The organism is Candidatus Allofournierella merdipullorum (genome assembly GCF_048426865.1).
Classification (GTDB): Bacteria; Bacillota; Clostridia; order Oscillospirales; family Ruminococcaceae; genus Allofournierella_A; species Allofournierella_A merdipullorum.
In genome coordinates, this window is record NZ_DBFNWJ010000054.1 from 1 (window position 1) to 10,575 (window position 10,575).

Genomic DNA, 10,575 nt, shown 5'->3' on the forward strand with positions numbered 1-10,575 from the left:
AAAAAATGAAAAGGGCGATTTTTGCCCCCGAAAAAGAGGGGGGCTTGCCTTTTTGCTATAAATAGTATTATAATAGGGGCCGCTCAAGGAAAGGAGGCCGCAGCGCCATGGTCCTGACGGTGAACATCGGCAACACCCACATTTCGGTGGGCGGATACGACGGGCAGCAAAAGCTCTTCTCGGGCCGGCTGAGCGCCCGGGCCGGGCTGACGGCGGACGAGTGCGCCATTGCCCTGGGGCAGCTTCTGGAACTTTACGGCCACGGCGGCCGCCGCTGGGAGGGCGCGATCCTCGGTTCTGTTGCGCCGGCACTGACCGCCCCCATGATCGCCGCGCTGCGCCGGTACAGCGAAGGCCGGGTGCTCACGGTGGGCCCTGGCCTCAAGAGCGGCCTTGCCATCTGCATCGACGACCCGGGCCAGCTGGGCGCCGAACTGCTGTGCGCGGGAGTGGCCGCGCTGGATCTTGCGCCGGGGCCGGTGATCCTGCTGTGCGCGGACACCGCTCTCTCGCTGATGGGCATTGACGAGAAGGGCCGCCTGTTGGGCGGTATGATCCTGCCCGGGCCCAAAGCTGCACTGAACGCCCTGGTGAAGGGCACGGCCCAGCTGCCCCAGGTGGACCTGGACACGCCCCGGGCCGCGCTGACGCCGCTGGCGAAGAACAGCGCCGCCTGTTTGCAGGCGGGCAGCATCCTGGGCACCGCCGCCATGCTGGACGGCCTCATCGCCCGCCTGCGCAGCGAGCTGGGCGAAGGCGCATGGGTGGCCGCCACCGGCGAAGTGCCCGAGGCGGTGCTGAAAGCGATGAGCCAGCCGGTGCGCCGGTGCGAGGACCTCATTCTGGACGGCATGTATCTCATCTGGCAGAAAAATCAAAAATAAATAGGGTGTTCCGCCCCGCCAGGGGCGTGTGCATAAATAAGTTTGCGCTGTATCCGCGTTTTGAGGCGGAGCGGCAGTAAAGGAGCATGTAACATGAACAACCATTCCAAGACTCTGCGTCTGACCCGGCTGGCGCTGCTGGCCGCCATCGTGCTGGTGCTGGCCTACACCCCGCTGGGCTACATCCACATCGGCCCGCTGGCCATCACCCCCATCATGATCCCGGTGACGGTGGGCGCCATCCTGCTGGGGCCCACCGAGGGCGCCATTCTGGGTGGCATCTTCGGCCTGACCAGCTTTTCCACCTGCTTCGGTTCCGACGCCTTCGGCACCACGCTGATGACCATCAACCCGGTGTTCACCTTCCTGACCTGCGTACCCACCCGGGTGCTGGCGGGCTGGCTGCCGGCGGTGATCTTCAAGGCCCTGCACCGCAAGGACCAGCCCCTGCGGGCCAACGCCGCCTTCGGCGCGGCCGCGCTGGCGGGCCCGGTGCTGAACACCGTGTTCTTCATGGGCGCGCTGGTGCTGTTCTTCTACCGCACCGATTACATCCAGAGCTTTGTGACCGCCCTGGGCGCGGCGAACCCGCTGGTGTTCGTTCTGCTGTTCGTGGGCGTGCAGGGCGCGGTGGAGGCCGCCGCCGGCTTTGTGGTGTCCGGCATCCTCAGCCGGGCGGTCTGGCCGGTGCTGAACCGCAGCTGAATCCAGGAACAGCGCGCGGGCGGGGCGTTCCGCCCGCGCTTTTTTGCGCCTTTTGCGGCGAAACCTGCCGCAGCGCGGGATTTTGCCCCGATTTTTGAAAAAAGGCTTTACCACGGCAAAAAAATGTGATACAATAAGCGATGCACCAACAGGGTGCGGTCAAATGTGCCGGAAACCGTCCGCGCGGGACGGCTTTCCGCCGATCTGCGTCCGTAGCTCAGATGGATAGAGCGTTCGGCTCCGACCCGGAAGGCCGCTGGTTCGAATCCAGTCGGGCGCACCACAAAAAGACCGCTGTGTGAAAACACAGCGGTCTTTTTGTTTATGTATCTTCCAGCCGTCGCACGCAGTACCGGCCCCGGCCAGTCTTTTTTGCCTGGTAGAGCAGGCGGTCGGCCTCGGTGTACAGGCTGCGGTAAGAGCAGCCCGCCCGCGCGCTGACGCACACGCCGGCGCTGCACCGCACCTCCAGTTTCTGGCCCTGCCACTGCACCTGCCCCAGCCGCGCCTCAAATTCCCGGCACAGAGCGGTCACCTGTTCCCCGGTCAGCGGGCAGTCATAGAGCACGGCGAACTCGTCGCCGCCCACCCGGCCCAGGCCCGCCGCCTCCGGGAAGGCGTCCCGCATGGCCTCGGCCGTCTCGGTGAGCACATAGTCGCCGCAGGGATGGCCGTAGCGGTCGTTGACCTCCTTGAACTCGTCCAGGTCCAAAAGGAACAGGGTCAGCCCGCCGGGCCGCCCGGCGCCGGCGAGCATCCGCTCGGCCCAGCACTCCACCGTCGTTTTGTTGAGCAGGTCGGTGAGGGGGTCCCGCTGGGCCAGCTCCTGCAGTTTGGCGTTCATCTCCGCAGCCTGCCGCTGCTGCTTCACCGCCACCGCGGCGTGGCGTGCCTGGGTGAGGGACACCGCCAGCGCCACCGCAAAGGTGATGGTCAGATTGAGTTGGTCGCCCGTGTCCAGCAGCGGCGCCATGACCGCCCGGAACAGCAGATAGCCCGCCCCGATCTGCACCGCGCTGTACGCCGCCGGCGACTGGATCAGAAAGGCCAGCCCCAACAGCGCCGTGGTCAGCACGGTGGTCTCCCCGTCGGGGTCACGGAGCAGGTCGTAGGTGTTCAGCGTCAGGTGCCACAAAAGCATCAGGCAGGTGACGGCGTACTGCGCCGCCCACTGCGCGCCCGCCGGGGCGCGGCGGAGCAGCCGCCACAGCACCAGCCACAGCGCCGCGATGAACAGCAGGGCGCAGTACAGAGAGAAATAGATGCGGTTGTTCCGGGTGCCCAGCCCCACCGAGGTGTTCAGCACCCGGGCGATGTTGAACCCCTCCACCACAAAGACGATGGCGCAGATCACGCCCAGGGCGAAGTCGTTTTTCTGCACCGACTGCCGCAGGAACGCCCGCCGCTCCTCCGGGTCGAGGGACGCTTCCTTCCAAAACCGTTTCCAAAAGGCCTTCATCGTTCAAACACCTTCCTCACAGCCCGGGGCCGCACCCCCTTGACGGCGCCGCGCTTCCATGCTATTTTCATTGTAAAAATCGGGATAAAACAGGCAAGCGGTTGTTCCAAATTGGCCGCTGCCTGCGCAAAATTCGCACTCCGCCGGGAGAGGAGGACGACCCATGCTTCGCATTGCCATCTGTGACGACGACGAACAGCAGCTTCGTCAAACGGAAAACCTGGTGAGCGCCTATCTTCGCGCCCGCCCCGGCGCGGGCGGGCAGGTGGAGAGCTTTGGCAGCGGCGGCGCGCTGCTGGCGCGGGCGGAGGCGGCGGGCGGCTTTGACCTCTATGTGCTGGACATCCTCATGCCCGAGCTGAGCGGCATCGACACCGGCCGCCGCCTGCGGGCGCTGGGCGAAGGCGGCGAGATCGTCTATCTCACCGCTTCCAACGAGTTTGCCGCCGACAGCTACGACGTGCGGGCCTTTTTCTACCTGCTCAAGCCGGTGCAGGCGGACAAGTTCTTCCGCGTGCTGGACGGCACGGCGGAAAATCTGGCCCGCCGGCGGGGCAGCTGCGTCGTTGTGCCCACGGCCGAGGGGCCCCGGCGCATCCCGCTGGAGCGCATCCGCTATGTGGAGCGGGTGGGGCGCTGCATGCGCTATTACTGCACCGACGGCACCGTGGATTCTCACACCATCCGCTCGCCCTTCCGGGAGATGGCCGCTCCCCTGCTGGCCCACCGGCGCTTTTGTTTGTGCGGCGCCAGCTTTGTGCTGAACTTCCAGCACGTGACCGGCGTGAACGGCCAGACGGTCCTGCTGGACAACGGCCGCACCATGACCCTGCCCCGCCGGGCGGCCGCGGAATTCAAGCGGGCCTGGGGCAGCTACTGGCTGGAGGATCGATCGCTATGACGGACCTGGCGTTTCTGCTTTTCCGCACCCTGTTCATCACCACGATGACGGTGGGCATGATGGCGAGCCTGACCGAGTTCCGCTTCGGGCTGCGCAAGCTGCTGTGCATCATGGCGCTCTACAGCCTCTGGATGCTCGGCACCAGCCTGGCGCTGCTTGTGCTGGGCGGTGAACTGCTTTTGCTGCGGGTGTTCTTTCTCACCATCTCGCTGCCGGCGGTTTTCCTCACCTACTGGGCGGCCAGCGACACCCCGGCCCAGGCGGTGTTCAACTACCTGTCCCAGATCCTGCTGTCCACGCTGGGGGTCTCCATGATCCGCATGCTGACCGACTCGCTGGGCCTGCCCGGCTTTGTGAACATCCTGCTGACGGCCCTGTTCTACGGCGTGGTGATCTGGCTGGAAGGGCGGTTCCTGCGGCGGCCCTTCCGCATGCTGGTGCGGGTGATGCCCTCCGGCTGGGCCGCCCTCACCCTCATCCCCTGCGCCTTCTGCGGCTATCTGGTGTTCATGGCCTCCTGGCCGGGCAGTTATCTGGAAAACCCGGTCCAGCGCACCTACCTCTACGCCGCGGTGATCCCCATCATCATCGTCTACATCGCGGTGTTCCAGAGCCTCTACGCCCAGTACCAGATCCAGGCGGAGCGGCAGAGCACCACGCTTTTGTCCATGCAGATCTCGGCGCTGAAGGAGAAGATGGAGCGGGTGAAGGAAGTGGAGGAGAGCATCCGCATCCAGCGCCACGATTTGCGCCACCAGCTTCAGGCCGCCACCGAGCTGATGCTGCGGGGCGACCGGGACACGGCCCTGGCCACCCTGGACGCCGCCCAGACCCGGCTGGAAGAGCACAAGGTGACACGCTGGTGCCGCCCGCCGGTGCTGGACGCGGTGTTTGCCTCCTGCTTTGAGCAGGCCAAAAGCCAGGACATCCCGGTAGAGGCGAGCATCTCCCTGCCGGACGAGCTTCCCGTGGACGAGAGAGAGCTGGCCATCGTGGTGGCCAACGCGCTGGACAACGCCATCCACGCCAATCTGGAGCTGCCCGTCTCCCGCCGGTGCATCCGCTGCCGGGCGGTGAGCATGCCGGGCGTGATGCTGGAGATCTCCAACCCCTGCGCCGGCGACGTCACCTTCGACAGCAGCGGCCTGCCGCTGGCCCGCCGGGAGGGCAACGGGCTGGGGGTGCAGTCCATCAGCGCCTTCTGCCGCAAAAACGGGGCGGTGTGCCGCTTCGATCTGACCGACGGCTGGTTCCGGCTGCAGCTTGTGCCGTGAACTGCCCGCTTATCCGAAAACAGGAGGGTCCTCCATGCAAAACAAAACCGAACTGGACGCGGCCGCCTACTGGGCGGCGACGCTGGCCCAGCGCCCCGAAGAGATGGCGGCGTTTTTCGCCCCGGACGCAACGGTGCGCTGGCCTAACACCAACGAGCTTTTCACCGCCGCCGAGTTCATCCGCGCCAACTGCGAATATCCCGGCCGGTGGGAGGGCGAGATCGAACGGGTGGAGGCCATGGGGCCGCTGCTCGTCACGGTGGTGCGGGTGTTCGACGCGCCGCGCACCGTCTCCTTCCACGTGACCTCCTTCTTCCGGGTGGAGGAAGGGCGCATCGCCACGCTGGAGGAATACTGGGGCGACGACGGCCCGCCGCCCGCCTGGCGGCAGGCGCTGCATCTGGGGCGGCCCATCCGCTGACCCCGCCATACATATATAAGGAGAAACACCCATGAAATTGCTCATCGTGCGCCACGCCGACCCGGATTATTCCATCGACTCTCTCACCCCCACCGGCTGGAAGGAGGCCGCCCTGCTGGCCGAGCGGCTGAGCCGGCTGGAAATAGCGGCGTTCTACGTTTCGCCCCTGGGCCGCGCGAAGGACACCGCCAGCCTCACCCTCAAAAAGATGGGCCGCTCCGCCACCGAATGCCCCTGGCTGCGGGAGTTCAGCGCCCCCATTCACAAGCCCGGGGCGGAAGGCGAGTCCATCCCTTGGGACTGGCTGCCCGCCGACTGGACCGCCGAGCCCCGCTTTTTTGACCGGGACGCCTGGCTGGAAGCAGAGCCCATGCGGGCCGGCAGCGTGGCGGAGCAATACCGCTGGGTGACCGGCTCCCTGGACGAATTGCTGGCGGCCCACGGTTACCGCCGCCAGGGTGAAATTTACCGGGCCGAACGGCCGAACACCGACACGGTGGTGCTGTTCTGCCATTTCGGGGTGGAGTGCGTGCTGCTGAGCCGGATGCTCAACCTGTCGCCCATGGTGCTGTGGCACGGCTTTTGCGCCGCCCCCTCCTCCGTGACCACCCTCATCACCGAGGAGCGCCGGGAGGGCGAGGCGTACTTCCGGCTGGGGGCTTTCGGGGATACCTCCCACCTTTACGCCGGCGGGCGGGAGCCCAGCTTTGCCGCCCGGTTCTGCGAGATGTACTCCCTCACCGACCAACGTCACTGAACAAAAAGGGCCCCTGCCCCGCCGGCGGGGCCCTTTTCTGTGCAGCTGCCCAAAGAACGCCGGAAAACTTTATGGTTTTTGCGGATAGCCCCCGCCGCCTTTTTCGTGTATGATTTAAAAACAGTGTTCAAGCGACGGAGAGCAGCACGAAACAGAGTCTGTTTTGTGCTGCTCTTTTTTTCGTCGGGAAAAGAGGTCAAGATGAAAAAGGTCCTTCGCCGCGCCGCCCTGGCGCTGGCAATCGTTCTGGGGGCGCTGGTGCTCCTTTTCGCCGGGTATGTGGGCTATCTGCAGCTTCAGTATTACCGCATCGAGGACAACCTCGCCCTGGAGGTTGCGAACGCCCCCGCCGAACCGCTGGCGGCGGGCGAGGAATACACCGCCGTCACCTGCAATCTGGGCTTCGGGGCCTACGGGCCGGACTACTCCTTTTTCATGGATGCCGGCGTGATGGAGGACGGCACCCCCACCCAGGGCCTTTACGGCAAGGCCCGCAGTGAGGAGGACGTGCTGGCCAACACCGCCGCCGGGCTGGATGCCCTGGAAGAGCTGGACGCCGACCTGCTTTTGCTGCAGGAGGTGGACTACGACTCCCACCGCAGCCATTTTGTGGACCAGCGGCAGATGGCGCTGGACGCTTTTTCCGATCACGGCTCTATCTGGGGCCAGAACTTCCACAGCGGGTATCTGGCCTATCCCCTCACCGACCATCACGGCGTGGTGAACGCCGGGCTGCTCACCCTCACCCGCTACGCCGCCGAGGGCGGCGTGCGCCGCAGCTACCCGGTGGACGAGAGTTTCTTCATCAAGTTCACCGACCTGGACCGCTGCTTCACCGTGCTGTATCTGCCGGTGGAGGGCGCCGACGGGCAGCTGGCCCTCATCCACAGCCATATGTCCGCCTACGACGAGGGCGGCACCGTGCGGGCACAGCAGCTGGAACTGCTGCGCGACGTGATGGAGGAGGAGTACGAAAAGGGCAACTACGTCATCGTGGGCGGCGACTTCAACCACGCCCTCTACGGCACCGAGCACACCTTTGAAAGCCGTCAGCAGTTCCCCGGCTGGGTGCAGACCCTCACCGACGCCGACCTGCCGGAGCACTTTTCCTTTGTGGCGGCGGACAACGGCTTCGAGGTGGCCACCTGCCGGGGCGCGGACATCCCCTATGAGCCGGGGGTGAACTACACCACCGTGGTGGACGGCTTCATCGTGTCGGACAACGTGGCCGCCAGCGCCGAGAATGTCGACGCGGATTTTGCTTTCAGCGACCACAACCCGGTGGCCCTCACCTTCAAACTGGCGGCATGAAAAACAGCAGGCGGCGCGCTGCGCCGCCTTTTTTTGCGCCTTTCGTTTGACCGGGGCCAAAAGGGGTGTATACTGAAGGTAAGACACCAAAAGGAGGTAGTCGCCATGTGCACCAGCATCGCTTTTTTTGAGCAGAAGCTCTTCGGCCGCAATCTGGATCTGGAGGTATCCTTCGGGCAGCGGGTGGTCATCGCGCCCCGTTTCCTCGCCTTTCCCTTCGCCCACCGCCCCGCCCTCACCCAGCACTACGCCGTGGTGGGCATGGCCAGCGTGGCCGGCGGCCTGCCTCTCTTTGCCGAGGGCATGAACGAGAAGGGCCTTTATATGGCCGGGCTGAATTTCCCGGGCAACGCCCATTACTTCCCCGACGAAACGCCCGACCCCAACCACCTTGCGCCCCACGAGCTTTTGTGGCTGGTGCTGGGCAGCTGCGCGTCCCTGGCTGAGGCCAAAGCCCTGCTGGAAGGGGTGACCGTGTGCGCCATTCCCTTTGCGCCGGGCCTGCCCCTGGCCCCGCTGCACTGGCACGTGGCCGATTCCACCGGCGCGCTGGTGGCGGAGTCCACCGCCGACGGCCTGCATCTCTACGAGGACAAGGCCGGGGTGCTCACCAACAACCCGCCCTTCCCCTTCCACCAGACCAATCTGGCGAACTACATGAACCTCTCCCCCCGCCAGCCGGAGAACCATTTCGCGCCGGGGCTGCCCCTTGCCTGCTTTGGCCAGGGCATGGGGGCCATCGGCCTGCCGGGGGACGCCTCCCCCGCCTCCCGCTATGTGCGGGCGGTGTTCTTCAAAGAAAACGCCGGCTTCCCCGAAGACCGTCCCGGTCAGGTGATGGAATTCTTCCACGTTCTCGAGGGCGTGGCCATGGTGCGGGGCAGCGTCATCACGCCGGAGGGCGCGCTGGACGAGACCCTCTATTCCAGCTGCATCGACGGCGTGGAGCACGTCTATTACTGGCGCACCGCCGGGGCCAGCCGCATCAGCGCAGTGCGCATGACCGAGGAGACCTGCCGGGGCGACAAGGTGCTGGCTGTGACCCCCGAGGAGACCCCCGCCTTTGCCTTCACTCAGCCTCAGCCGCTGGCCTGAAAGGAGTTCTCCATGAAAGAACCCCTCTTCACCGCCGCCGGTGAGGCGCTGCCCGCCCTGCCCTGGCCGGACTACCCCCGCCCGAGGCTGCGGCGTCAAAGCTTTCTGAATCTGAACGGCCGCTGGCAGTTCGCGGTGAGCCAGAGCGGCGAAGCCCCCGCCGAATACGACCGGGAAGTTCTTGTGCCCTTCTGCCCAGAGAGCGACCTCTCCGGCGTGGGCGAGCACTTTGCCGAGGGCAGTTTTCTCTTTTACCGCCGTCGCTTTTCTCTGCCCGCCGGCTTTAACGCCGGGCGGGTGCTGCTGCACGCGGACGGAGCCGACCAGACCGTTGACTGCTTTTTGAACGGGCGGCATCTGGGCAGCCACACCGGCGGCTACGAAGCCGCGGAATTTGAGCTGACCGGCGGGCTTTTGCCCGGCGAAAACGAACTGGTGCTGCGGGTCACCGACGACCTGCGGGGCCACACCCTGCCCTACGGCAAGCAGGTGGAGCGCCCCGGAGGCATGTGGTACACCCCGGTGAGCGGCCTGTGGCAGACCGTCTGGCTGGAGAGCGTGCCGCACACCTACATACGGCGGGCGGACTTCACCTGCACGCTGGAAGAAGCGGTGCTGGACGTGGGCGACGAACGCCTTTGCGGCACCGTGACGGTGGCCGACCCGGACGGGGCTTTCACTGCCCCGCTGGGAAACGGCCGGGCGGTGCTGCGGCCGGCACACCCCCGCCTCTGGAGCCCGGAAACGCCCTTTCTCTACCCCGTCGTCATCGAAGCGGGCGAAGACAGGGTGGAGAGCTACTTTGCCCTGCGCACGCTGGAGATCAAGACCGTGGGCGGTCACGCCCGCCTTTGCCTCAACGGCGCGCCAACCTTTTTCCACGGGGTGCTGGACCAGGGCTACTGGAGCGACGGCATTTTTACACCTGCCAGCCCTGCGGCATATGACGAGGACATTCTGGCCATGAAGGCTCTGGGGTTTAACACCCTGCGCAAGCACATCAAGGTGGAGCCGCCCCTGTTCTACTACGCCTGCGACCGCTTGGGCATGGCGGTGTTCCAGGACATGGTGAACAACGGCGACTACAACTACCGGCGGGATACGGTGCTGCCGAACCTGGGTTTTCAGACCCGCCGCAGCGACGAGAAAATGCACCCGGACCCGGCGGCGCGGGCGGCCTTTCTGGCGGGAATGGAGTCAACGGTCAACGCGCTGAAGAGCCACCCCTGCGTGGTGTACTGGACCATCTTCAACGAGGGCTGGGGCCAGTTTTGCTCCACCGCCGCCTACCAAAAACTGCGCTCGCTGGATTCCAGCCGCTTCATCGACTCTACTTCCGGGTGGTTCCGCTGCGGCGAGACGGACGTGGACAGCCGCCACATCTACTTCGGGCCGTGGGATCTGAAAGCCGGCGAAAAGCCGCTGGTGCTCACCGAGTTCGGCGGGCTGACCCTGCCGGTGGCGGGGCATCTGCAGTGCCCGGGCCGCAGCTACGGCTACGGGGCCTGCAAAAGCCCCGAAGAACTGGAAAAGCGGGTGCTGGCCCTCTACGAAAAGCGGGTGCTGCCGCTGGTGGAACAGGGCCTTTGCGCCGCCATCTACACCCAGCTTTCCGACGTGGAGGAGGAAGTGAACGGCCTGCTCACCGCCGACCGGAAGGTGTGCAAGCTGAAGGCCGCCCCCATGCTGGCGCTGGCAAAGCGGCTGACCCAAAACTGACAAAAAAGCGCGGCCCGCGCAAAGCGGGCCGCGCCGTTTTATTTATTTT

The 10,575-nt window shown here is 65.6% G+C and carries 10 protein-coding genes and 1 tRNA gene; 10 read left to right on the forward strand and 1 reads right to left on the reverse strand.

The window, feature by feature from the left end; genetic code table 11:
• The first annotated feature begins 107 nt into the window (after positions 1 to 107).
• The 3 genes from ACMNAY_RS10160 to ACMNAY_RS10170 all read left to right on the forward strand — a co-directional run bounded on the left by ACMNAY_RS10160 (position 108) and on the right by ACMNAY_RS10170 (position 1,872).
• A complete protein-coding gene (locus ACMNAY_RS10160; protein ID WP_418719295.1) occupies positions 108 to 884 on the forward strand; it encodes a type III pantothenate kinase in 777 nt (258 codons plus the stop codon).
• Between the two features lie 93 nt (positions 885 to 977).
• Positions 978 to 1,589 (forward strand): ECF transporter S component, encoded by a 612-nt coding sequence (locus ACMNAY_RS10165; RefSeq protein WP_394977574.1) that lies wholly within the window; start codon positions 978 to 980, stop codon positions 1,587 to 1,589.
• A gap of 206 nt (positions 1,590 to 1,795) precedes the next feature.
• A tRNA-Arg gene (locus ACMNAY_RS10170) sits at positions 1,796 to 1,872 on the forward strand.
• A gap of 39 nt (positions 1,873 to 1,911) precedes the next feature.
• Here ACMNAY_RS10170 and ACMNAY_RS10175 read toward each other — a convergent pair.
• Positions 1,912 to 3,048, reverse strand: a complete 1,137-nt coding sequence (locus tag ACMNAY_RS10175) for a GGDEF domain-containing protein (protein ID WP_418719296.1) — start codon at positions 3,046 to 3,048, stop codon at positions 1,912 to 1,914.
• 163 nt (positions 3,049 to 3,211) lie between these two features.
• Between ACMNAY_RS10175 and ACMNAY_RS10180 the strand changes: the two genes are divergently transcribed.
• From ACMNAY_RS10180 to ACMNAY_RS10210, 7 genes are all read left to right on the forward strand, one after another.
• Positions 3,212 to 3,949, forward strand: a complete 738-nt coding sequence (locus ACMNAY_RS10180; RefSeq protein ID WP_418719297.1) for a LytR/AlgR family response regulator transcription factor — start codon at positions 3,212 to 3,214, stop codon at positions 3,947 to 3,949.
• Complete coding sequence (locus ACMNAY_RS10185; RefSeq protein ID WP_418719298.1) at positions 3,946 to 5,223, forward strand: sensor histidine kinase; 1,278 nt, start codon at positions 3,946 to 3,948, stop codon at positions 5,221 to 5,223. Before ACMNAY_RS10180 ends, ACMNAY_RS10185 begins: the two co-directional genes overlap by 4 nt.
• Before the next feature lie 34 nt (positions 5,224 to 5,257).
• Complete coding sequence (locus ACMNAY_RS10190) at positions 5,258 to 5,644, forward strand: nuclear transport factor 2 family protein (RefSeq protein ID WP_394968516.1); 387 nt, start codon at positions 5,258 to 5,260, stop codon at positions 5,642 to 5,644.
• Positions 5,645 to 5,675: 31 nt separating this feature from the next.
• The gene (locus ACMNAY_RS10195) at positions 5,676 to 6,401 is read left to right on the forward strand and encodes a histidine phosphatase family protein (RefSeq protein WP_394977566.1); all 726 of its coding nucleotides are present in this window, start codon (positions 5,676 to 5,678) and stop codon (positions 6,399 to 6,401) included.
• A 201-nt stretch (positions 6,402 to 6,602) separates the two neighbouring features.
• Positions 6,603 to 7,712: an endonuclease/exonuclease/phosphatase family protein gene (locus ACMNAY_RS10200; protein WP_418719299.1), complete on the forward strand. Its 1,110-nt coding sequence runs from the start codon at positions 6,603 to 6,605 to the stop codon at positions 7,710 to 7,712.
• Positions 7,713 to 7,817: 105 nt separating this feature from the next.
• Positions 7,818 to 8,807 (forward strand): linear amide C-N hydrolase, encoded by a 990-nt coding sequence (locus ACMNAY_RS10205; protein ID WP_418719300.1) that lies wholly within the window; start codon positions 7,818 to 7,820, stop codon positions 8,805 to 8,807.
• 12 nt (positions 8,808 to 8,819) lie between these two features.
• Positions 8,820 to 10,526, forward strand: a complete 1,707-nt coding sequence (locus ACMNAY_RS10210) for a glycoside hydrolase family 2 protein (protein ID WP_418719301.1) — start codon at positions 8,820 to 8,822, stop codon at positions 10,524 to 10,526.
• Positions 10,527 to 10,575: the final 49 nt, after the last annotated feature.

Excerpts from the sequence above, each read along its gene's own strand:
- ACMNAY_RS10160 (WP_418719295.1), top strand. The coding sequence starts at position 108 with ATGGTCCTGACGGTGAACATCGGCAACACCCACATTTCGGTGGGCGGA.
- ACMNAY_RS10165 (WP_394977574.1), top strand. The coding sequence starts at position 978 with ATGAACAACCATTCCAAGACTCTGCGTCTGACCCGGCTGGCGCTGCTG.
- ACMNAY_RS10175 (WP_418719296.1), bottom strand. The coding sequence starts at position 3,048 with ATGAAGGCCTTTTGGAAACGGTTTTGGAAGGAAGCGTCCCTCGACCCG.
- ACMNAY_RS10180 (WP_418719297.1), top strand. The coding sequence starts at position 3,212 with ATGCTTCGCATTGCCATCTGTGACGACGACGAACAGCAGCTTCGTCAA.
- ACMNAY_RS10185 (WP_418719298.1), top strand. The coding sequence starts at position 3,946 with ATGACGGACCTGGCGTTTCTGCTTTTCCGCACCCTGTTCATCACCACG.
- ACMNAY_RS10190 (WP_394968516.1), top strand. The coding sequence starts at position 5,258 with ATGCAAAACAAAACCGAACTGGACGCGGCCGCCTACTGGGCGGCGACG.
- ACMNAY_RS10195 (WP_394977566.1), top strand. The coding sequence starts at position 5,676 with ATGAAATTGCTCATCGTGCGCCACGCCGACCCGGATTATTCCATCGAC.
- ACMNAY_RS10200 (WP_418719299.1), top strand. The coding sequence starts at position 6,603 with ATGAAAAAGGTCCTTCGCCGCGCCGCCCTGGCGCTGGCAATCGTTCTG.
- ACMNAY_RS10205 (WP_418719300.1), top strand. The coding sequence starts at position 7,818 with ATGTGCACCAGCATCGCTTTTTTTGAGCAGAAGCTCTTCGGCCGCAAT.
- ACMNAY_RS10210 (WP_418719301.1), top strand. The coding sequence starts at position 8,820 with ATGAAAGAACCCCTCTTCACCGCCGCCGGTGAGGCGCTGCCCGCCCTG.